The organism is Phenylobacterium sp., from assembly GCF_031412415.1.
Taxonomy (GTDB): domain Bacteria; phylum Pseudomonadota; class Alphaproteobacteria; order Caulobacterales; family Caulobacteraceae; genus Phenylobacterium.
Map to the genome: position 1 here is coordinate 1 of NZ_JANOCX010000119.1, position 21,517 is coordinate 21,517.

At 69.9% G+C, this 21,517-nt stretch carries 23 protein-coding genes; 16 read left to right on the plus strand and 7 right to left on the minus strand.

Features of this window, described 5'->3' with window-relative positions:
* Positions 1–925: FAD-dependent monooxygenase (locus tag RMO04_RS05820; protein WP_309643846.1), on the minus strand; the 925-nt coding region annotated here is incomplete at its 3' end.
* 187 nt (positions 926–1,112) lie between these two features.
* On the opposite strand from RMO04_RS05820, the gene RMO04_RS05825 reads away from it, so the two are divergent.
* From RMO04_RS05825 to RMO04_RS05850, 6 genes are all read left to right on the plus strand, one after another.
* Positions 1,113–1,298 (plus strand): hypothetical protein, encoded by a 186-nt coding sequence (locus RMO04_RS05825; protein ID WP_309643847.1) that lies wholly within the window; start codon positions 1,113–1,115, stop codon positions 1,296–1,298.
* A gap of 143 nt (positions 1,299–1,441) precedes the next feature.
* Positions 1,442–1,807, plus strand: a complete 366-nt coding sequence (locus RMO04_RS05830) for a GntR family transcriptional regulator (protein WP_309643848.1) — start codon at positions 1,442–1,444, stop codon at positions 1,805–1,807.
* A 4-nt stretch (positions 1,808–1,811) separates the two neighbouring features.
* A complete protein-coding gene (locus tag RMO04_RS05835; RefSeq protein ID WP_309643849.1) occupies positions 1,812–2,699 on the plus strand; it encodes an ABC transporter ATP-binding protein in 888 nt (295 codons plus the stop codon).
* Positions 2,696–3,583 carry an ABC-2 transporter permease gene (locus RMO04_RS05840; RefSeq protein WP_309643850.1) on the plus strand — a complete coding sequence of 296 codons (888 nt, stop codon included), beginning with the start codon at positions 2,696–2,698 and terminating at the stop codon, positions 3,581–3,583. Before RMO04_RS05835 ends, RMO04_RS05840 begins: the two co-directional genes overlap by 4 nt.
* A 41-nt stretch (positions 3,584–3,624) precedes the next feature.
* Positions 3,625–4,458: a DUF2306 domain-containing protein gene (locus tag RMO04_RS05845; RefSeq protein ID WP_309643851.1), complete on the plus strand. Its 834-nt coding sequence runs from the start codon at positions 3,625–3,627 to the stop codon at positions 4,456–4,458.
* Between the two features lie 6 nt (positions 4,459–4,464).
* The gene (locus tag RMO04_RS05850) at positions 4,465–5,193 is read left to right on the plus strand and encodes a hypothetical protein (protein WP_309643852.1); all 729 of its coding nucleotides are present in this window, start codon (positions 4,465–4,467) and stop codon (positions 5,191–5,193) included.
* On the opposite strand, the gene RMO04_RS05855 is transcribed toward RMO04_RS05850, so the two are convergent.
* Positions 5,190–5,462 carry a hypothetical protein gene (locus tag RMO04_RS05855; RefSeq protein WP_309643853.1) on the minus strand — a complete coding sequence of 91 codons (273 nt, stop codon included), beginning with the start codon at positions 5,460–5,462 and terminating at the stop codon, positions 5,190–5,192. The genes RMO04_RS05850 and RMO04_RS05855 overlap by 4 nt on opposite strands.
* 209 nt (positions 5,463–5,671) lie before the next feature.
* Here RMO04_RS05855 and RMO04_RS05860 point away from each other — a divergent pair, with 209 nt between their 5' ends.
* Positions 5,672–8,896: a PAS domain S-box protein gene (locus tag RMO04_RS05860; RefSeq protein WP_309643854.1), complete on the plus strand. Its 3,225-nt coding sequence runs from the start codon at positions 5,672–5,674 to the stop codon at positions 8,894–8,896.
* A 22-nt stretch (positions 8,897–8,918) separates the two neighbouring features.
* Positions 8,919–9,347 (plus strand): response regulator, encoded by a 429-nt coding sequence (locus RMO04_RS05865; protein ID WP_309643855.1) that lies wholly within the window; start codon positions 8,919–8,921, stop codon positions 9,345–9,347.
* A gap of 184 nt (positions 9,348–9,531) precedes the next feature.
* Here the strand turns inward: RMO04_RS05865 and RMO04_RS05870 are convergent, their stop codons facing one another.
* Positions 9,532–9,654 (minus strand): hypothetical protein, encoded by a 123-nt coding sequence (locus RMO04_RS05870; protein WP_309643856.1) that lies wholly within the window; start codon positions 9,652–9,654, stop codon positions 9,532–9,534.
* Positions 9,655–9,783: 129 nt separating this feature from the next.
* Between RMO04_RS05870 and lptC the strand changes: the two genes are divergently transcribed.
* From lptC to spt, 7 genes are read left to right on the plus strand one after another with little or no spacing between them, the layout of a single operon-like run.
* Positions 9,784–10,392: an LPS export ABC transporter periplasmic protein LptC gene (gene lptC / locus RMO04_RS05875; RefSeq protein WP_309643857.1), complete on the plus strand. Its 609-nt coding sequence runs from the start codon at positions 9,784–9,786 to the stop codon at positions 10,390–10,392.
* A 46-nt stretch (positions 10,393–10,438) separates the two neighbouring features.
* The gene (locus RMO04_RS05880) at positions 10,439–11,578 is read left to right on the plus strand and encodes a glycerophosphotransferase (RefSeq protein WP_309643858.1); all 1,140 of its coding nucleotides are present in this window, start codon (positions 10,439–10,441) and stop codon (positions 11,576–11,578) included.
* The gene (locus tag RMO04_RS05885; protein WP_309643859.1) at positions 11,575–12,891 is read left to right on the plus strand and encodes a lipopolysaccharide biosynthesis protein; all 1,317 of its coding nucleotides are present in this window, start codon (positions 11,575–11,577) and stop codon (positions 12,889–12,891) included. Before RMO04_RS05880 ends, RMO04_RS05885 begins: the two co-directional genes overlap by 4 nt.
* A 40-nt stretch (positions 12,892–12,931) precedes the next feature.
* Positions 12,932–14,641, plus strand: coding sequence for a fatty acyl-AMP ligase (locus RMO04_RS05890; protein WP_309643860.1), 1,710 nt, complete (start codon positions 12,932–12,934; stop codon positions 14,639–14,641).
* A gap of 2 nt (positions 14,642–14,643) precedes the next feature.
* Positions 14,644–15,612 (plus strand): SDR family NAD(P)-dependent oxidoreductase, encoded by a 969-nt coding sequence (locus RMO04_RS05895; protein ID WP_309643861.1) that lies wholly within the window; start codon positions 14,644–14,646, stop codon positions 15,610–15,612.
* Positions 15,613–15,660: 48 nt separating this feature from the next.
* Positions 15,661–15,912, plus strand: a complete 252-nt coding sequence (locus tag RMO04_RS05900) for an acyl carrier protein (protein WP_309643862.1) — start codon at positions 15,661–15,663, stop codon at positions 15,910–15,912.
* Between the two features lie 2 nt (positions 15,913–15,914).
* Complete coding sequence (gene spt / locus RMO04_RS05905; RefSeq protein WP_309643863.1) at positions 15,915–17,132, plus strand: serine palmitoyltransferase; 1,218 nt, start codon at positions 15,915–15,917, stop codon at positions 17,130–17,132.
* Here the strand turns inward: spt and RMO04_RS05910 are convergent.
* Genes RMO04_RS05910 through RMO04_RS05920 form a run of 3 tightly spaced genes read right to left on the minus strand, consistent with a single transcriptional unit; the run spans position 17,129 to position 19,997 of the window.
* On the minus strand, positions 17,129–18,049 hold the full coding sequence (locus RMO04_RS05910; protein ID WP_405041464.1) for a hypothetical protein: 921 nt from the start codon (positions 18,047–18,049) through the stop codon (positions 17,129–17,131). The two genes, spt and RMO04_RS05910, sit on opposite strands and share 4 nt — an antisense overlap.
* Positions 18,046–18,972 carry a diacylglycerol kinase family protein gene (locus RMO04_RS05915; protein WP_309643864.1) on the minus strand — a complete coding sequence of 309 codons (927 nt, stop codon included), beginning with the start codon at positions 18,970–18,972 and terminating at the stop codon, positions 18,046–18,048. The genes RMO04_RS05910 and RMO04_RS05915 overlap by 4 nt, the downstream gene beginning before the upstream one ends.
* On the minus strand, positions 18,957–19,997 hold the full coding sequence (locus RMO04_RS05920) for a CDP-alcohol phosphatidyltransferase family protein (protein WP_309643865.1): 1,041 nt from the start codon (positions 19,995–19,997) through the stop codon (positions 18,957–18,959). Before RMO04_RS05920 ends, RMO04_RS05915 begins: the two co-directional genes overlap by 16 nt.
* Positions 19,998–20,154: 157 nt before the next feature.
* Here RMO04_RS05920 and RMO04_RS05925 point away from each other — a divergent pair, with 157 nt between their 5' ends.
* Positions 20,155–21,039, plus strand: coding sequence for a metallophosphoesterase (locus RMO04_RS05925; RefSeq protein ID WP_309643866.1), 885 nt, complete (start codon positions 20,155–20,157; stop codon positions 21,037–21,039).
* A 27-nt stretch (positions 21,040–21,066) separates the two neighbouring features.
* Here the strand turns inward: RMO04_RS05925 and RMO04_RS05930 are convergent.
* Positions 21,067–21,517, minus strand: a 451-nt coding sequence (locus RMO04_RS05930; protein ID WP_309643867.1) for a glutathione S-transferase family protein, incomplete at its 5' end; no start/stop codon positions are given.

The following is a 21,517-nucleotide window of genomic DNA, read 5'->3' on the forward strand; positions in this document are numbered from 1 at the left end:
TCAGGGCAATGTCGATTTCGCGGAGCACAGTTGGCGTCAGACCGGCATCACCGATCAGGACCACACCTTCCGAAAATGGCTTGTCGGTCCAGCTATCGGCGTTGAAGTACGAATAGAGCGGTCCCGCCGGGCGTCCGGCCACCAGGTGCCGGTTCTCCGGGCTGCAGGCCATGGCGAAGGTGTCCAGGAAGCGTCGCGGCCCGTCCGGCCCCTTGAACCGCTGCGCCTGGTCCAGCGGATAGCCGCCGTAGATCCGCACCTTGCCGCCGCCCTGAGGGAAGGCCAGGAAGCCGAACTCGCCCTCGGTTCCGATGGCCTGGAGCTCGGGCCGCCAGCCCTCGGCGCCCTCGATCAGCAGGCCGGCGAACCAGTGATGCGGCCTGTCCTGGTGCAGGACGATCCCGGCCGCCTCGCGCACCTGCGACGTCCGCCCGTCGGCGCCGACCACCAGCCGCGCCGACACCGTCTCCGTCGCGCTGTCGCGCTCGAAGGTCACCCGGGGCGCCTCACCGGCGACCACCTCGATCACCCGCACGCCGCGCAGGGTCTCGGCGCCTGCTGCTCCGGCCGCGTCGAACAGGGTCTGGCAGTGGTGCGGATGGCCGATGCACAGCGGACCGGGCACGCCTTCGCGGAAGATCGACAGCGGCAGACCCTCGGCCTCGGCGTCCGCCGGCGCGCGGGTCTCGTCATAGGTGATGTGGTGGGTGATGTGGTGACCGCCGGCCTCGACCAGCAGATCGTACAGCCCCAGGCGCTTGACCTCGTCCACGCCCCACGGCGCGATCCACTCGCCGCGCACCTTGTCCTCGTAGACCTCCGATTGCTCCAGCAGCAGCACCGAGCGCCCGGCGCGCGCCAGGGTCAAGGCCAAGGCCGACCCGCCGATTCCACCGCCCACGATCACCAGATCGAACGCCCGCATGGTCCGTCTCCCTGTCGGCGGCGCTGTCGTCGCGCTGTCCGTGGACAGGGAGGGTTCATCCCCTACCCGGCGTCAGTCCAGGGGAAAATGGCGCGGCGCCTCGCGGCAAGCCGGAACTCGGAACCCTCGCGGGAGGCGCGGGTTTTCGTCGAGCCGGGCAAGGCCGCGCCGACCGGCGGAGCAGCGCATGCGAGACTACGACTTCAAATGCCTCGACGCCGCCGGCCAGCTCGTGACGCATGACACCTACGCCTGCGAACACGACGTCGCCGCCATCCTCGCCGCCGTCCAATTCCTCCAGCGGTGCGCCGCCATCGAGATCTGGTCGGGCGGCGCGCTGATCAGGACGGTTCGACCAAGTCAGCAGAATTGACCGCCGCTGGGATGGGCGTGGGCGGCTGAACGCCCCCTAAAGCTAGGGCTTGCATTCTTCCCGGTGTTATAGTCACATACAACACCAGCTCAGTCGGAGCGGAGCCCTGTCTTGCGAGTCGACGGGGCTATTCGGAACGGACGATGGACCCCGAGTGGAACGACAGTCAGCCGATCTACCGCCAGATCCGCGACCGCGTGGTCGCCATGGTCCTCGACCGTCTGCTGGCCGAGGGCGACCCGCTGCCGTCCGTTCGCAACGTCGCGACCGAGTCGCGGGTCAATCCGCTGACCGTGCTCAAGGCCTACCAGCAGCTCGTGGACGAGGACCTGGTGGAGAAGCGGCGCGGCGTGGGGATGTTCGTCAAGGCGGGCGCCCGGGACCTGCTGCTCCAGGCCGAACGGCAGAAGTTCCTCGCCGATCAGTGGCCGGAGATCCACGCGACCATTCAGCGGCTAGGCTTGGCAGGCGAGTTGCTGGGCCAGCCCAAGACGCGCGGGAAGGATTGATCCGATGGCCTGCATAGACGCCCGCGGCCTGCGCAAGGCCTACGGAAAGACCCTCGCCCTCGACGGCGTCGACCTGCGCGTCGAGGAGGGCCGCATCCTGGGCCTCATCGGCCCCAATGGCGCGGGCAAGAGCACCGCCCTCCAGGCGATCCTCGGCCTCACCACCTATACCGGCGACCTCAAGGTGCTGGGCCGCGATCCGTGGACGCAGCGCGGCGCCCTGATGAACGACATCTGCTTCATCGCCGACGTCGCCGTCCTGCCCCGCTGGATGCGGGTGTCCCAGGCCCTGGACTACATGGCCGGCGTCCATCCCCGCTTCGACCGCGCCAAGGCCGAGGGTTTCCTAGCCCGGACCACCATCAAGTCCGCCAGCCGGGTGCGGGAGCTTTCCAAGGGCATGACAGCCCAGCTTCACCTGGCCCTGGTGATGGCCGTCGACGCCAGGCTGCTCGTCCTGGACGAACCGACGCTGGGCCTCGACCTCCTGTACCGCAAGGCGTTCTACGACTCCCTGCTCAACGACTATTTCGACGGCGCCCGAACGATCGTCATCTCCACCCACCAGGTGGAGGAGATCCAGCACATCCTCACCGATGTCGTCTTCCTGGACCGCGGCCGGGTGGCCCTGAGCTGCAGCATGGAGGACTTCGAGGCCCGCTATCTTGAGGTCCTGGTCGGCCCCGACCACCTCGCCGCCGCCCGGGCGTTCGGCCCGATCCATGAACGCCAACTGTTCGGCCGCGGCATCCTGATCTTCGACGGCGCCACCCGCGAACAGCTCTCACCGCTCGGCGAAGTCCGCACCCCAAGCCTCGCCGACCTCTTCGTCGCGGTGCTCGGCCCCCGAACCGACCCAAGAACTGGCGACAGCCAGGAGCAGGCGGCATGAGCGACCAGACCGCCCCCGCCGCTCCGCGCAAGGTCCGCCCGTTCTACTGGTCGGTGCGCCGCGAGCTGTGGGAGAACCGTTCCATCTACATCGCGCCCGCGGCCATCGCCGCGGTGGTCATGTTCGGTTTCCTGATCAGCACCTTCCGCCTGCCGCACAACCTGCGCGCCGCCATCGCCAGCGGTAAGGACAGCTCACTGATGATGCCCTACGCGGCCACGGCCTTCGTGGTGCTGGCCACGTCGCTCGTGGTCGCGGTCTTCTATTGCCTGGGCGCCCTGCAGAACGAACGCCGCGACCGCAGCATCCTGTTCTGGAAGTCGCTGCCGGTCTCCGACCGCGTCACGGTGCTGTCCAAGGCCGCCGTGCCGATGATCGTCCTGCCCCTGGTCGGCTTCACGGTGATCTTAGCTTCCAACCTGATCATGCTGGCCTGGAGCACCATCGTCGTGCTGCTGAACGGCATCGCGCCCTGGGAGCTGTGGAGCCGTCTGCCGCTCGCCTTCATGTGGCTGGTGCTGGCGATCGGCCTGCCGTTCCTGGCGCTATGGTTCTCGCCGGTCTTCGCCTGGCTGATCCTGGTCTCGGCCTGGGCGCGGCGGATGGCCATTCTCTGGGCCCTTGGCCCGCCGATGGCGCTGGCCATCGTCGAGCGCATGGCCTTCGGGACCTCCAACATCGGCAAGCAGATCGCCCGGCGCCTGACCGGCGGGTTGAGCGAGGCCTTCAGCGCCAAGGGCGAGGGCAAGGTCCCCGTCGACAGCCTGAGCGCATTCGATCCCGGCCGCCTGCCGGTCATCGCCGACCTGTGGATCGGCGTCGCCATCGCCGCCCTGCTTCTGTTCGCCGCCATCCGCCTGCGCCGGTCTCGCGACCCCATCTGACCGCCACCCCCAATCTGACCTCCACCTGAGGAGAACCCTCCATGACCGCCACCACCCTCTCCCCATCCAGGGGCCGACCCTTCGCGCCTGGAGCCCTGGACGCCGCCGCCAAGCTCTGGTTCGCCGTCGCCGTCATCGGCCAGGCCCTGTTCGTCGTCTACATCGTGGCCGTCTACGTCCCCACGACGCTCACCGGCAACTTCGCCGCCTGGAACGAGAACAAGAACCTCCTGAAGGGCTACGTCCCCGGCGACACGGCGGGCAACCTCGCCTTCGCCGCCCACGTAATGATGGCCGCCGTGGTGACCTTCGGCGGCACCCTGCAGCTCGTGCCCCAGATCCGCGCCAGGGCGCCGGCGGTCCATCGCTTCATCGGCCGCGCCTTCCTCACCACCGCCATCCTGGCCAGCGTGGTGGGTCTCTACATGACCTGGGGCCGGCCGACGGCCGCCAGCGTGGCCAGCGCCATAGCCATCTCCCTCGACGCCGTCCTGATCCTGGTCTTCGCCGGATTGGCCTGGCGCACGGCCGTGGCGCGCGACTTCGTCAACCACCGCCGCTGGGCCATGCGCACCTTCGTGGTGGCCAACGCCGTCTGGTTCCTGCGCCTGGGCATCGTCGCCTACGGCATCCTGCGCCCCACGTTCGGCGAGGCCGCCCCCAGCATGGGGACCGCCTTCGACGTCTGGAACTTCGGCTGCTACCTCGTGCCTCTCGCCATCCTGGAGCTCTACTTCCTCGCCAAGGCCAAGGGCGGCCCAAGCGGCCGGATCGCCATGGCGGCCGGCCTCGTGATCACCACGGCGCTCATGGGCCTGGGAATCGTCGGGACTTGGTTCGGCATGTTCTCCCCGATCATCGCCAAGGTCCTCTGACCCGCCATGGCCATGCATGTCAGCCCGGACGCCCCGGCCTTCATCCACGCCGCGGCCGGCGCGATCCTCCTCCTGCACATCGCCGGCGGGACGGTGGGCTTGGTCTCCGGCGCCGTGGCCATGGCCACGCGCAAGGGCGGGCGCCTGCACCGCGCGGCGGGCAATGTCTTCTTCGCCGCCATGCTGGTCATGGCTGGGCTCGGCGGAGCCGCCGCGCCCTTCATGCAGAAGGCCCAGTGGACCAACACCGTCGCGGGCTTCTTCACCGCCTACCTTGTCGCCTCGGCCTGGATGACCGTCCGCCGACGTCCGGGCGAGGTGGGGCTTTATGAGAAGGCCGCCGCCCTCCTGCCCACGGGCATCGCGCTCACCGGCCTCACCCTGGCGGCGACCAGCTTCGGGACGGAGGCCTTCGGAGGCTTCGCCGCGGTCTATGTCTTCGCCGGGGTCGCCGCCCTCGCCGCGACCTGCGACCTGCGCATGATCGCCCGCGGCGGCCTCACCGGGACCCCGCGCCTGGCCCGCCACGTCTGGCGCATCAGCCTCGGCTTCTTCATCGCCAGCGGCTCGTTCTTCTACGGCCAGCGCGATGTCCTGCCCCAGCTCATCGGCGAGACCCCGCTGCCCACAGCCCTGGCCTTCGCGCCCCTGGTGCTGATGATCTTCTGGCTGATCCGCATCCGCCTGCCGCGCAGGTCCAAGCAACCCCGCCCCGCCCGCCTGCCGGTCAGCTAGACGGTTTCCTTTTCCCGGGGCGCCGAAACGCGACGCGTCTTGGCCTGGGCCTTGGGCTTCGGCAGCAGCCGAAACCGCGACTGGCACCACGCGAAGTCGATGCCCACATCCAGCAAGGCGTCGGACCGCCCGCAAGGGCAGTCGAAATCCATCACCCCGAGCACCCGATAGGTCTCTCCGGCCTGCAGAGGCACCGGCCGCCCCGTCGCATGATTGGGCGCCGCGTTGACGCAAAGAACCAGATCGCCAGGACCAACCGCGTCGCTCATCGCATTCATCCGCTTGCCGGAGGCTGAGATTAGACCCTGGCCCGCGAGGGGCAAGGACCAGTTTCGGGCCCGTGGCGGACGTCGGCTTCCGCGCCAATTCCGGACCTTGGCGAGCCAAACGGGAAGCGGGCGTCTACGGCCCTTGCCGCCTTAACCCTACCGAAATGCCGCTCCGGCACATTGCGGCGAGGCAAGATTCGGAGCCCTTGGTGGACACGATCAAAGAACAGGGCCGGATCGCTGCGCTGCGGGACCTGAAGGTTCTCGACACCCCGCCCGAAGCCATTTTCGACAGCCTCACTCAACTGGCGGCGATGACGTTCGAGGTCCCGGTCGCCCTGGTGTCCCTGGTCGACACCGATCGCCAGTGGTTCAAGTCGTGCATCGGCCTGGATGTTTCCGAGACCGGCCGCGACGTCGCGTTCTGCGACCATGCTATCCGACAGGACGAGACCCTGGTCGTGCTGGACGCCAGCCGCGATCCGAGGTTTTGCGACAATCCCTTGGTCACCGGCGCCCCGGCTATCCGCTTCTATGCTGGCGCGCCCCTGATCCTTCCGGACGGCCATCGCCTCGGCACCCTGTGTGTGATCGACTTCACGCCAAGGTCGAACTTCAGCAACGAAGCCCGCGCGCAGCTTCAGGCCATGGCGGCGTCGGTCACACAGGCCCTCGTGATGCGGCGGGACATCTCCGCCTTTCAGCAGCTGGAGCGCGACGGGCGTGATCAGCGGCAGCTCCTGAGCCAGGCCGAAGAGATGGCGGGTGTGGGCCACTGGTCCTGGGACGCCGCCTCCGACGTCACCACCTGGTCGCGCGCGCTGTACGAAATTCACGGCTGCGACCCTGCCGATCCGCCTCCGGGCCTTGCCGGCGTCCTGTCGCTCTATTCGCCAGACGACGCAGCGAAACTCTCCGCGCTGGTCGAGCGCGCCGTCACGACCGGCGAGCCCTACGCCCTGCAAGCGCGCATCCTTCGACCAGACGGAAGTGAGCGCCTGGTGGCGGCTCGCGGCGCCGTGGCCAGGAACGAAGACGGCTCGGTCACGTCGCTGTTCGGAACCTTTGTTGACGTCACTGACCTGAAGTTGGCGGACCAGCGGCTGCGCCAGAACGAGGCCCGCCTTCAATTTCTGACCGAACACGCCGCGGACCTGATTTTCCGCGTTGAGCCGGGCCGTGGCATTCTTTGGGTGACCCCGAACTGTCGTCGCTTCGGCTATGAGCCGGAGGAACTGGTTGGCCTGCGGCCAGGGGAACTGGTGCACCCGGACGACCTTCCGCGAATGCAGGAAGTGACCGCGGCCCGGATGGCCGGACTGCCCGATCCCGAGAACGCCGACTATCGCTACCGCATCCGCAGCAAGGACGGCGCCTGGACGTGGATGGAGACCAACCCAACCATTGTCCGGGACGAAGACGGCCGTATCGTCGAAGTTGTAAGCGTGATGCGCGACATCACCGGCCGGATGGACATGGAGGCACGTCTGGCGGCCAGCGAGGCGCGCTACCGGCTGATGGCGACCCGGGCCACCGACATCATCGCCTGCTATGGCGCTGACACGAAGTTCACCTTCCTGTCTCCCGCCATCGAGAGGGTGCTGGGCTACGCGCCAGAGGACCTGCTGGGCCGCGCGGCGACTGAGTTCATGCACCCGGACGACGTGCGCGAAGTGCGCAGGACCTTCACCGCCTATCTCGCCGCCGGCGACGGCGCCCCACCACTGCAATACGGCTACCGCGCCTTCCGCAAGGACGGCGCCATGGTCTGGCTCGAGGCTCACGCGCGGGCGATCTATGACGCCGAGACGGGCCGCTTGATCGAGTTCCAGGACACTGTGCGCGACGTCACCGAGCGCAAGGCGACGGAGCTCGCCCTGGAGGGCAGCGAGCGTCGCCACAGCGTAATCGCCGAGTATGCGACCGATATCATCTCACGGAGCAGCCTGTCGGGCCGCCTCCTCTACGCCTCGCCCTCGATCACATCGGTCACGGGCTACACGGCCGATGAGTTGCGAGAGCACAAGCCTGCGTTCCTTCACTGCATTCATCCCGACGATCTGGAACCCAGTCTCGATCACGTGAGGAAGATCATTTCCGGCGAAATCCTGCATGAACGGCTTTCGTATCGTTTCAGACGCAGGGACGGGGTCTGGATCTGGCTCGAATGCAATCCCACCCTCGTGCGCGACGCCGAGGGGAAACCCGCGGAAATCCTGGATGTGATCCGCGACGTCAGCGCTCAACGGCAGATCGAAATTGAGCTGCTTGCGGCCCGTGATGCGGCGGAGGCCGCGGCCAAGGTCAAGTCGGACTTCATGGCCAATATGAGCCACGAGATACGCACGCCTCTCACGGCGATCCTTGGATTCACCCGGCTCCTCACCGCCCGTGAGGACCTGGCTCCGGAGGCCGGGACCCAGCTTGGGCGGATCGCCTCGGCCAGCGACGCCTTGCTTTCCATCGTCAACGATGTGCTCGATTTCTCCAAGCTTGAGGCAGGTCAGACCGAGATCAAGCCGCGCCCGGTGTCACCTCGCGGCGTCCTGCAAGATGCGCTCCTGATGTTCTCTCCCCTCGCCGACGCCAAGGGCCTGAGCCTGAGCTTCTCCGCCGATGGGCTGCCGGAGGCGGTGCAGATGGATCCCGACCGGATTCGGCAGGTTCTGCTCAACTTGATCGGCAACGCGGTCAAGTTCACCAGCGTCGGCGGCGTTCGCCTCGTTTCGACCTACGACGCGGCCTCCGAGAAGCTCGTGGTCGCCGTGGAGGACACGGGCGCGGGGCTGAGCGCCGAGCAGCGCGAGCGCCTGTTCAAGCGGTTCTCGCAAGTGGATGCCTCATCGACGCGCCAGCATGGCGGGACCGGCCTCGGACTGGCCATCTGCAAAGGGCTCGTCGAGGCGATGGGTGGCGAGATCGGCGTCGACAGCGAACCCGGTCGGGGCTCGGCGTTCCGCTTCACGATCACCGCGCCTGCGGTTGCGATCACCATGCCGGGCGCGGAGGAAACGCAAGCGACGACCGCCCTGGAAGGACTTCGCGTCCTTGTGGTCGATGACAATTCGATCAACCGCGAACTGGCGAACGCACTGCTGACCTCATTCGGCGTCGAGGTCTTCGAAGCGTCCGATGGGCCGAGCGCCATCGAAGCCGCGTCGATCCACCCCGTTGACCTCATCCTGCTGGACGTCCGCATGCCGGGCATGAGCGGGCCCGAGACCCTGGCGCGCATTCGCGCGACCGATGGGCCCAACCAGGACATCTCCATCCTCGCATTCACCGCCGACGACGATTTGACGAGGCTTGGGCCAGACCATGGCTTCGATGGCCTGGTTCGCAAGCCGATCGTCGCGAGGGAGCTGGTTGAAGCCCTGAAGGGCGCGACGTCGTGGTTGCAAACCTCCATCGAGCCGATCGCCCATGTCCTTTAGCTCGATGCGACCGAGCGTCTTGGTGGTCGACGACGACCCGATGATGGTTGAACTCCTTACGACCCGCCTTGAGCTGGCGGGCTACCACTCCTGCTACGCCAGGAACGGGCGCGACGCCCTGGAGCGCCTTCCCCATGTGCGCTTGGCCGCGATAGTTTTGGACATCAACATGCCGGAGTTGGACGGTTTCGGTGTCCTGGAGCGCCTCCGCGACCAAGGAAGCCTGAAGTATCTGCCCACGATGGTGCTGACGGCCCGTAACCAGCCGGACGACGTCAAACGCGCGATCAGCCTTGGCGCGCGAGACTATCTCGCCAAGCCGTTTCAGGATCAGACCTTCCTGGTCCGGGTGGCTCGTCTCGTGGGCCGCCCTAAGCCCGCCCCAACTCAGGGTGTCCCCGTCCCAGGCGCACCAGAACTCTGGAGCGTTTCAGCCACGACCAAGGGGTGACGCATCGCCATGTTCGTCACGCATCGATTTAGGGCGTAGGCGAGGCCGCTCGCTCTGCCCGCGGCTTTGGCGACGACAATCTGGCAGCCCGATGGCCCCAGCAATTCCAAAGGCGCTCCAGAGGCCGAACAGTTCGCCGAGCCGACAGCCGCGAGTTCCGGGAGTCCCGCGTGGAACGACTGGATCAACTGGCCCCGTCGTCCAGTCGATCTTGCGGCGTCTTCCGCCGCCGCAACGCCATGAACAGGCCCGCCCCTCCGGCGGCGATCAGCAGGAGTCCGATGGGGGCCAGGACAAAATTCAACATCGAATTCCCCATTAGGGTTCCCTCTGGCGGCTCCAAGGCGCCTTCGTGCTTCACCACATCCATGAGATAGTGCGCGCGCCGAAGTAAGCTAGACCGTCGATCGATTGTCGACAGGAGAATCCCCACCGCATGCCGCTGCGATCCGACGACCCGGCCATCGAGGCCCGGCGCCGCGCGGGCCACCTCGTGCGCGTCAGGGCCCTGCGCCTGTCCCTGCCCGCCCTGGCCCTGGTCGTGGCCCTGGTCTGCGCCGCTCAGGTGGGCTTCGGCGGGATGGCCGCGGCCTCGAAGCCGACGCCCCAGGCAGACGTCGACACCATGCTCAAACCCCGCTTCGCCGGACGCGGGTCCGACGGCAAGAGCTTCGTCATCACGGGCGCGGAGGGCCGCCGTCCCGACAAGACCCTGGGCGAGATCCTGATCACCGATCCCGTGCTCACCCTGAAGACCGCCACCGGCGGGGTCAGCACCATGACCGCGACCTCCGGCGTCTTCGACGAGGCCGCCCACGCCCTGGTCCTGACCGGCCAGGTGAAGATGGCCAACGCCTCGGGCTCGCGCTTCACCGCCCAGCAGGCGCGCATCGACACCCGCTCGGGCACGGTCAGCGGCCAGCGCGGACTGCAGGTCGAGAACAGCTCCGGCGTGCTCCAGTCGGGGACCTACAGCGCCGACGAGGATGGCGACCGCGTCATTCTCAAGGGCGGCGTGCGCGGCCGGTTCAATCCGAAGAACTGAAACAGACGTTGCGGCGGCGCGCCGACTGGGCCAATGCGCAAATCACATGACCTCGCCCGCCCGCCCTCGCCGGATCTGCTTCCTCTATATCGCGCAGACCCACCAGATCCTGCACAGCCTGCCCATCGCGGTCGAGCTGGCGCGGAACTGGCCGGGGTTTGAGGTCCATCTGGCCGCCACGTCCCAGGATCACCTCGACTACATCGAACAGGCCCTAGATCGCCTGGGCGGCGCGCCGGTCCATCTCCGTCTGCTCGGTCCAAGGTGGCTGCGGGCGGTCCGCTGGGGCGACGCCTCGACCCCGCCCAAGGCGCTCATGCTGCTGGCCAACCTCGCCACCTTCGCGGGCTTCGACGCCGTGGTGACGCCCGAGCGAACCACGGCCCTGATCCGCCGCATGGGCGTGCGCCGGCCTCGCCTGATCTACACCCAGCACGGCGCCGGCGACCGCGGCGGCCCCTTCGAGCCCCGCCTGCGACTGTTCGATCTGGTCATGGCCGCCGGGCCGAAGCAGCGCGACCGCATGGTCGAGAGCGGCCTGGTGGCGCCCGAGAACTGCGCCATGGTCGGCTATCCCAAGTTCGACATCGTCGAGGCCCTGGCGCCCACGCCCGTCCGCCCCTTCGCCGACGACCGGCCCATCGTGCTCTACAATCCCCACTTCGACCCGCGCCTGTCGTCCTGGCCGCGTTGGGGGCCGCAGGTGCTGGACAGTCTCGCGCGGGACGGCCGCTACAACGTGATCTTCGCCCCCCATGTCCGCCTGTTCGATCCGGCGAGCACCGCCGACCTGGCGGCCGTCGAGCCCTTCCGAGACCATCCGCGCATCCACATCGACCGGGGCGGCGCCAGCGCCATCGACATGACCTGGACCCGCGTCTCCGACCTCTATCTGGGCGACGTCAGCAGCCAGATCTACGAGTTCCTGCGCACCCCTCGCCCCGCCGCCTTCCTGAACACTCACGGCGTGGCCTGGGCTGGCGACGAGAGCTACCGCCACTGGCGCTACGGCCCGGTGATCGACCGGATCGACGGCCTGGCCGACGCGGTCGCCGGCGCCTTCGCGACCCACGCGGCCTACCTCGCCGAGCAACGGGCGGGGTTCGCCGAGAGCTTCGACCTGCAAGCCGTCTCCTCGTCCCGCCGCGCGGCCGACGCCATCGCCGCGCGCCTGGAGACCGCATGAACGACGCCCCGGCCCAGCGCGGACTGCTCGGCCGGGTCATGGCCAACGCCGGCCTGCTGCTGGGCGGCCGCGCCGTCAACGCGGTGCTCAGCCTGGCCTATATGGCGCTCGCCGCACGCACGCTCGGCCTCGCGCCGTTCGGCGTCCTGGTACTGATCAACACCTTCGCCCAGTTCGTCGGCGACATCGTCCGTTTCCAGGCTTGGCAGACCATCCTCCAGTTCGGCGCCGCGCCGCTGGCGGAGGGGCGCAAGGCGGATTTCCAGCATGTGGTGCGCTTTGGCCTCGTCCTGGACCTGATCGGCGCCGCGGCGGGCCTCGTGCTCGGCGTCTCCGGCGCCTACTGGCTGGGACCTCATGTCGGCCTGCCGCGCGAGGTCGCCGGGATCGCAGCGCTCTACGCGCTGACCGTCGCCTTCATGGTGCCCACCACCCCGGTCGGCCTGCTGCGGCTGTTTGACCGTTTCGGCGTGCTCTCGGCCCAGGCGGCGGTCAGCTCGGCGGTGCGCCTGGCGGCTGGCCTGGTCGGCATCGTCATCGACGCGCCGTTGGCCTTCTTCCTGGTCGCCTGGGGCGCCGGGACCCTGGCGGGCCTGCTCTATGTCTCCGTGGCCGCGGCCATCGAGATGCGCCGCCACGGCCTGCTTTCAGGCCTGGGGCGGCCCGCCGGCCCGCGCCCGGCTCTCCCCGGCGCCTGGCGCTTCGCCTGGGCCACCAACGCCGCCAGCAGCCTGGACTCGGCCTTCACCCATGTGGCGACCCTGATCGTCGGCGCCCTGCTCGGCCCCGCGGAGGCCGGCCTGTGGCGCATCGCCCGCCAGATCGCCGACGCGCTGGCCAAGCCCGCACGCCTGCTGATCCCGGCCCTCTATCCCGAGCTGGCCAAGCTGCGGGCCGCGGGCGGTCACGCGATGATGCGCAGCCTTGCCCTGCGCGTCGGCCTGATCGGCGGCGGGGCGGCCACCCTGCTGCTCATGGTGGCGATCTTCGCCGGCGCGCCCCTCCTGACCCTGGTCATGGGCGCCGACTTCGCCCCGGCCGCACCGACCATGATCTGGCAGGTGGCCGCCGCCGTGATCGGGGTCTGGGCCCTGCCGCTGGAGCCCATGCTGGTCTCCATGGGCCGGCCGGGCCTGGTCCTGCGCGTGCGGCTGGTGGTGGCCGTGGCCTTCCTCATCGTCCTGCCGCCAATTGTCGCGGCCCACGGCCTGCCTGGCGCGGGCGCAGCCCTGGTAGGCGCTTCGCTCGCCTTGGCCTTGGGAATGCTGTGGAGCCTGCGAAAACTGGTGCGTCATGAGCGACTTGCGCACTAAATCCTTGCCCAATCCGCGCGAACCGAGCCAAGCCTGACCCATGATCACCCCGACCGCGCCGGGACGCGCCCTCAGACTGGCCGACTTCAGCACGCTCCTCGAAGCCCTGGACTTCGCGGCGGGCGGTGAGACGGGCGTCAACCTCTACGGCCTGCGCGGCGAATTGGTCCGCGCCCTGCCCTACGCCGAGTTGCGCGACGCCGCCCGCGAGAACGCCGCGCGCCTGCTGGCCGCGGGCCTCGCCCCAGGCGACCGGGTGGCGCTGATCGCCGAGACCGACGCCGACTTCGTCATCGCCTTCTTCGCCTGCCAGTACGCGGGCTTGATCCCGGCGCCCCTGCCCCTGCCCACGCCCCTGGGCGGTCGCGGCGCCTATGTCGAGCAGATCCGCCGCATGCTGGGCACGGCCGACGCCGCCGCCCTGCTGGGTCCCGCCGCCATGGACGGCTGGATCTCCGACATCGCCCAGGATCAGGGCCTGACCTTCGCCGGACCGCTCGCGGCCCTGCCGGACGCCGCCGCACACGACCTGCCCGCCGTCGGCCCACAAAGCCCCTGCTATCTGCAGTTCTCCTCGGGCAGCACCCGCTTCCCCGCCGGGGTCCTGGTCACCCACCGCGCGCTCATGGCCAACGCCGTGGCGATCACCCGTGACGGGCTGAAGATCACCGGCCCGGACCGCGCCTGTTCCTGGCTGCCGCTCTATCACGACATGGGCCTGGTCGGCTTCTTGCTGAGCCCGCTCACCGCCCAGATGTCGGTCGACCTGCTGCCCACCGGCGCCTTCGTCCGCCGGCCGCTGAAGTGGCTGGATCTGATGACCCAGAACGGCGCGACCATCTCCTACAGTCCCACCTTCGGCTACGAGCTCTGCGCGCGCCGCGCCGAGAACGCCCGCCTGGAGGATCTGGACCTCTCGGCCTGGCGCGTGGCGGGCCTTGGCGGCGACATGATCCGCACCAAGCCGCTCCGCCAATTCGCCGAGCGCTTCGCCGCCGTCGGCTTCAAGCCTGCCGCCTACGTCGCCAGCTACGGCATGGCCGAGGCCACTCTGGCGCTGACCATGGCCCCGCTGGGCGCCGGCCTGGTCGCTGAGGGTCTGGATGTGAACCGGCTGGAACGCGACGGCGTGGCTGTCGCCTCGGCCGAGTCCGGCCGCGTCCGCGAATTCGCCCGCTGCGGCCCGGCCCTCCCCGGCCACGAACTTCAGATCCGCGACGACGCAGGCCAGGTCCTGCCCGAGCGCGCCGTCGGCCGCGTCTACGCCCGCGGCCCCAGCCTGATGGAGGGCTACTACCGTCAGGCCGACGCCACCGGCGCGGTGCTGTCGCCCGACGGCTGGCTCGACACTGGCGACCTCGGCTATCTCAGCCAGGGCGAGATCGTGCTCACCGGGCGCATCAAGGATCTGATCATCCTCAACGGCCGCAACATCTGGCCGCAGGACCTGGAATGGACCGCCGAGGCCGAGATCGCGGGCCTGCGCAGCGGCGACGTCGCCGCCTTCTCCATCCCCGTCGACGGGGAGGAGGCCGTGATCGTCCTGGCCCAGTGCCGCAGCAGCGACCCTGAGGTCCGCGAGACCCTGGCCCGCGACATCGCCGACCTGCTGCGCGTCCGCCACGGCGTCGAGGCCCAGGTCGAGCTGGTGGGCGGCCACGCCCTGCCCCAGACCTCGTCGGGCAAGCTCAGCCGCTCCCGCGCCAAGGCGGGTTACCTGGCCGGTCTGTCGGCCACCGAGCCCGCCTGACCGTGGCCCAGCGCCTGGCGGCCGTCACCGGCGGCACGGGATTCCTCGGCCGTTGGATCGTGCGCGAACTGGCCGCCAACGGCTGGCGGGTGCGGGTCCTGGCCCGCCGCGACGTCATCCACCCTCTGTGGCGCGACATCGAGGTGGAGGTTGTCCCAGGCGACCTGCGCGACGAGACCGCCCTCGTCCGCCTGGGACAGGGCGCCGACCTCGTCGTCCACGGCGCCGGCCTGATCAAGGCCTCCGATCGCCAGGCTTTCTTCGCGGTCAATGAAGCCGGCGCCGCGCGGATGGCCCGCCACACGCCCGCCGCCATGCTGCTGATCTCCAGCCTGGCCGCCCGCGAGCCCCAGCTTTCCGACTACGCCGCCAGTAAGCGGGCCGGGGAAGACGCCGCCCGCGCCATCTTGGGCGAACGATTGGGCGTGGTGCGCCCGCCCGCCCTCTACGGGCCTGACGATCCCGAGACCCTTCCCCTGTTCAAGCTGGCGGCCTCCAGCCCGGTCCTGCCGCTGCTCGATCCCCGGGCGCGGCTGGCCATGATGCACGTGGCCGACGCCGCGCGGCAGATCGCCGCCCTCGCTGAGCAGCCGATGGGCTTCACCCTCGCCCTCTCCGACGCCCGCCCCGACGGCTACGGCTGGCGCGAGATCATGGCGACGGCGGCGGCCACCTTCGACGCCACGCCCCGATTCGTCCGCGTGCCGGCCCTTGCCCTGCACGCAATCGCCGCTTTGGGAGGCTTCTCCGCGCGCCCGGCCATGCTCACACCGGGCAAGGCGCGGGAAATTCTGCATCTGGACTGGTCGGTGGCCTCGTACGAACAGATGTGCGATCTGCCGCCGCCCCTCTTCGATCTGCCCCAGGGCTTCCTAAATAGCGTCCAAGGGTACAAAACGAGCGGCGTCGTCTTCGCCAAGCTGGACAAGCATGCGAAAGATGCGGTTAAGCCACTCGGCGAGCGGGCCTGAATGTGCGACGCTGACTGACGATCGTTCGAGGGGGCTCGTCGACCTTAGATGCAACTTGTGACAGATCTTACCGTGCTCGAAGTCGCGCGCGCCGCCGAGGTGGTGCTGGAACGCAGCGTCCACGTCACGGCCGCCTCGGACATTTCAAAGGACCTAGCCGTCGATTCCCTAGCGCTCATGAACATCGTCATGGAGCTCGAGGATCGGTTCGACATCTCCATTCCTATCGACCGGCTGAGCGAAGTTCAGACCGTGGGCGACCTCGCGTCGCTGATCGATAACATTCGAAAGAAAGCTTGAGCATGGCCTTGCTCGATAGACACGCGCCGTCGCGCGACCGTTACGAGGCCCTGCGCCAGGCGTCGGCCGACCCGTTCGGCATCCGCTTCGACGAGGTGATCTCCCCCACCGAAGGCGTGGTCGAGGGGCGCCGGACCATCCTGCTCGGCACCAACAACTATCTGGGCCTGACCTTCGACCCCGAATGCGTCGAGGATTCGGTGCGCGCGGTGCGTGAGCGCGGTACCGGCACCACCGGCTCGCGGATCGCCAACGGCAGCTATGAGGGCCACCTCGAGCTCGAGACGGCGCTGAAGGCCTACTACGGCCGCAAGCACGCCATGGTCTTCACCACCGGCTACCAGGCCAATCTCGGCCTGCTCTCCAGCCTGGTCGGCCGCGGCGACCACCTGATTCTCGACGCTGACAGCCACGCCAGCATCTATGACGGCGCGCGCCTGGGCCACGCCGAGGTCACCCGCTTCCGCCACAACGATCCCGAGGACCTCTACAAGCGCCTCAAGCGCCTGAAGGACGTCCCCGGCGAGAAGCTGATCGTCGTCGAGGGCATCTATTCCATGCTGGGCGACGTCGCCCCCCTGCGCGAGATCGCCGCGATCAAGCGTGAGATGGGCGCCTATCTTGTGGTCGACGAGGCCCACTCCATGGGCGTCCTGGGCGCCACCGGCCGCGGCCTGGCCGAGGAGGTCGGGGTCGAGGCCGATGTCGACGTGGTGGTCGGCACCTTCTCCAAGAGCCTGGGCTCGGTCGGCGGTTTCTGCGTCGCCGACATGGACGATTTCGACGTCCTGCGCATTGTCTGCCGTCCGTACATGTTCACCGCCTCCCTGCCGCCGGCGGTGATCGCCTCCACGGTGACGGCGCTGCGCCGCATGCAGGAACAGCCGGAACTGCGCCAGCGCCTGCACGCCAACGCGCGCCGCCTGTACGACGGCCTCACCAAGCTCGGCCTCGCCACCGGCCCCACCTGCAGCCCCATCGTCGCGGTGACCATGCCCGATCAGGAGGCCGCCATCGCCATGTGGAACGGCCTGCTCCAGAACGGGGTCTATCTGAACCTCGCCCTGCCCCCGGCCACCCCCGACAACCGCCCCCTCCTGCGCAGCAGCATCAGCGCCGCCCACACGCCGGAACAGATCGACCAGGTCCTGGCCGTCATGGGCAGGGTCGCCGGGCAACTGGGCCTCCTAGGCGCCGAACCCCGCCGCGCCCAGGGCTAGGTCCGACCCCGCCGCCGCCACAGCCGCCACAGCACGCCGGGCGAGGCCAGGATCGGGTGGCGCTCCCGCCAGGGCGTCAGCGCCACCGCCACGCCGGTATGGCGCTCGATCTTCCAGGCCGCGTAGCGCGCCGCCCCGTCGAAGGTGAAGGCCGCCTTGACCAGCCGCGCCAGGTTCAGCGGCTTGCCCAGCGCCCGCCGCAGCCGCCAGGCGGCCAGCACCTCGGCTCGCGCCGCCGCATCCATCCCCGGCGCCACAACCCCCTCGGCCAGGGTCTCGACCGCCAGCCCGTCCGCCGCCCAGGCCGCCGTCAGCAGCCGGTCATAGCGCCCGGGATCGACCCCCAGGATCTGGCTCTCGCGTCCCGCCGCCTCCACCCGGAACTCGGCGGCGTAGGTCTGGCGAAACAAGGCGCGCCAATAGGCGTCGGGCCGGCCCTGCAGGGGACCGATGGCCGCGGCGAACCGCGCCCCGGTGATCGCCGCCCGCGCCACCGCGCCCCGCACCGCCTCGCGCACCCCCGGCGTCTGCGCCCACACCAGCGCCGCCGGCTGCACGAACCGCGTCCAGATCGTGGTGTCGGCCCCGCGCCCCTCCACCGCCCGCAGGAACTGGCCCAGCGCCATCGACGCCACCTTGGCCCGCACCGTGACCCCGCCGGTCTCCAGCTCGTGATAGCTGACATCGGGCCACAGCAGCCGGCCCATCAGCCCCGCGAACCCCGGCCGCGACGCTTGGGTCAGGACATAGAAGTCCATCACTCCGTCGGCGTCGCCGGTGCGCAGCACCGAGCCATAGAACAGCACCGCCGCCGCACCTTCGAACCGCGCCGCCAGATACTCGCCCATGGCCCGGGCGAAGGCCGGGACCGCACCGTCCAGTTCAGCGGCGACCAGGGCCTCAAGGTCCCCGTTCACGGCGCCAGGAACCGCATCGGCGCGCCCAGGCGCACCTCGATCTCACCGCCCGGAAAGGCCTCGCCGTCGATCACGATGGCTTCGTCGACCTGGAACGCCAGCCGTTCCGCCAGCCGCCGCGCATAACCCCGCGCCGCCAGCCAGCCGTCGTCGCCTCCGCGCAGCACCACCGGCAGCACGGCGGCCAGCTTGCGCGGCGGGGCGGCCACATCCAGCACCTTCATGCCCTCGCGGGGAACACCGAACGGCTTCAGCCCAAACGGCAGGCGCTTCAGGGTGGTGGCGATCAGCACGAACCGCGCGTGGGTCTCCGGCGCCCCGCCGTCGATCCCCACCTGCGCCTCCACCCCGCGACGCCAGCGGCTCTCGTCGCGGCCGAACAGGGTGCGCACCACCGCGCCCGCCAGGGTCAGGGCCACCGACAGGTTGTGATAGGCGCCCATCCGGTGCACCGCGTGCGCCATCTGGGTGGCGCGGGCGAAGGCGCCGAAGCCCACGATCAGGCCGCGCACGGGCGCGTGCTCGCCCCCGGCCCAGGTCACCACCATCGGCGCGCGCAGCTTGTAGGTCGGCGCCTGCGCCTGGCGCAGCACGGCGGCCAGGTCCCAGCCCGGTCGCGCGCCTAAGTCCAGGGCCAGCACATTGGTCTTGCCCGAGGCCAGCACCGCCAGCACCGGCGGCGCCTCGCCATAGACGTCGGGCAAGGCGCTCAGCACCTCGCGCACCGTCCCGTCGCCGCCGTCGACCACGATCAGATCCACCCCAGCGTCCGCGAAGCGCGCGATCGCCTCCGCCAGGTCCTGCGGCGTGTCCGGCTCGGCCCAGAGCACGCCCGCCGGAACGGGTCCGCCGGCCGCCTGGCCCCGATTGGCGTGGCTCCGCGGATTGCGGACCACCCCCACCGTGGTCAACGCGACAGCCACGACGTCACCTGGCCGCGCGGGGCGGCCAGGGCCTGCAGCACCTGGATCAGATGGACGAGAAGGCTCAGCGCCGTCCAGATCGCCACCAGGACAAGCCCGATGTCGGGACGGCCCACGAGCGCCAGCGGCGTCAGCAGCAGCAGGTTCGGGTTCCGCCGCGCGGTGATTTGCCGGAAGAAGCTGTCGAACGGCCGCCAGGCATGCATCTCGACCTTGAAGCGGGCCAGGAACACCCCCTCCAGCATCCGCTGCACGACGTATCCGCCGACGATCACCGCCAGGATCAGCTCGGCCTGCCCGAGCGGATGGGCCCCCGCCTGCACCCCCACCAGCCACGCCCACCACCAGAACGGCGGGTGGATCAGGTCGATGCCGTGGTCGAACACGTTGCCCCACTTCGACGAGGTCAGGGTCACCCGCGCCAGCTTGCCGTCCACGGTGTCGAGGAAGGTCATGGCCCAGGCCGCGACCAGCCCCAGGCCGAACTGCTGCGTCCAGAACAGCCAGAACGCCGCCAGCACCAGCAGGAAGCTCGCGAAGGTCACCTGGTTGGGCGTGATCTTCGCCACCGCGCACCAGCGCGTCACCACTCGGGCCGGCGCGGGCCAGACATGCTTGGTCACCAGGTCGGTGACCCCCTTGTACGATCCCTGGAACAGCCGCTTTTCCACCGCGCGCACAGTGTCGGCGCTCAGACGGGTCAGGATCGGCGGCTCGCGCTTGCGCAGCTCGCTGTTATAGGCGCTGCCCACCTCGCCGGCGCCCAGGCGCGGATAGCCTTCGGCCGCCGTGGCGATGTCCTCGCCCGCCGCCAGCCGGGCCACCGCCGCGCCCACGGCGTGGACCGCCGCCGGTTCGCCCGCGTCAACGACCAGGATCACCCCCGGACGCGAGGCCAGGGCGCGCACCAGCGCCTCGTCGAACACCCAGCGCGCGTCGGCCGCCACCACCGCCTGCGCCCCCGCGCCCGCGGGCGCCAGCCCCAGCCGCGCGAAGATCCGCCCCAGCCGTTCGGCCGAGCTCATGCCCCAGATCCGGACGCTTCCGGTTCCGATCGTCATCGATGTCGAGGCGGCCGCGCCGGCCGTGTCCGCTGTATTCGTCAATTCCGCCTACCGGGCTGCGCCTGTATGGGATTGATAGCCAGCTTCGCCGTCCCCTGACCAGAAACCTTCGCTGCCCGTGCCCCCCTATCGTCTCGCCCACCTCTCCGATCCCCACCTGCCGCCGCCGCCGGGCGCGCTCACCTGGCGCGATCTGGCCTCGAAACGGGCGCTCAGCGCCATCGCCTGGCGCCGCAAGGGACCCGAGCACCGCCCCGACGTCCTCGCCGCCCTCATCGCCGATGTCCGCGCCCAGGGCTGCGACCACACGGCCATCACCGGCGACCTGACCAACTTCTCCACCCCGGCCGAATACGCCGCCGCCCGCGCCTGGCTCCAGACCCTGGGCGACCCCCGCGACCTGACCCTCAGCCCCGGCAATCACGACGCCCTGGTGGGCGCCGACGCCCCCGCCCGCTTCGCCCCCTGGCGCGAATGGCTGGGCGACGCGGACGACATCGCCTTCCCCGCCCTGCGCGAACGCGGCCCGCTCGCCCTGATCAACCTCTGCTCGGCCATCCCCACCGCCCCCTGGCTGGCCGCCGGCCGCCTGGGCGCCGATCAGCTCGCCCGCCTCACCCAGATTCTGGACAGCCTGGCCGGCCGCGACCTCCGCCGCGTCGTCACGATCCATCACCCCCCCAGCCAGGGCGTCGTCTCCGGCCGCAAGTCCCTGGAAGACGCCGCCGACCTCCGCGCCATCCTCGCCCGCCACGGCGTCGACCTGATCCTGCACGGCCACGCCCACGAGGCGGAGGTCAGCGCCATCCCCGGCCCCTCCGGCCCGATCCCGGTCCTGGGCGTCCCCTCGGCCTCGGCCGCCGGCGGCGGCCGCCACGCTCCCGCGCGCTGGCACGCCCTCGAATTCCCCGCCGACCCCGCCGACCGCCGCATCCGTGTCGAGGCGCGCGGCCTCGTCAACGGCGCCTTCGCCCCCCTCGGCGCCTACGTCCTGGGCGCCTGACCCATCGCGTCGCCGGGGGAGACTGGTCTAGGCCCCCACCCCCTCATGCGAACGGTCCATGGCCCGCTTATAGGCGTCGCGGCCGGTGGTGCGGGCGAGGTAGGCCTGTTCAGCGTCGCCAAGGATGACGCCGCAGTTCCGCTGGCCCAGGTTGAGCGCGTAGGTCACCGAGATATCGGCCGCCGTGAAGGCCTCGCCCGCGAGGTAGGGCGAGCTGGCCAGTCGTTGGCTGACCAGCTTCAGCCGCTTCTGGAACGATTTCAGGCACCACGTCGCGCCCCAGTTCTCCCGCTCGGCCTCCGGCGCGACGAAGCGGCTGACGACGACGGGCATCATCAGGGTCGCGAGGCCGGCTTCGCCCAGGTGCAGAAACTGCTGGTAGGCGGGGAAGGTCGGATCGCGCGGCGCGGGCGCCAGCGTCGTCGGCCCATGGCGGGCCATCAGGTACTCCATGATCGCGATCGACTCGACCATGACC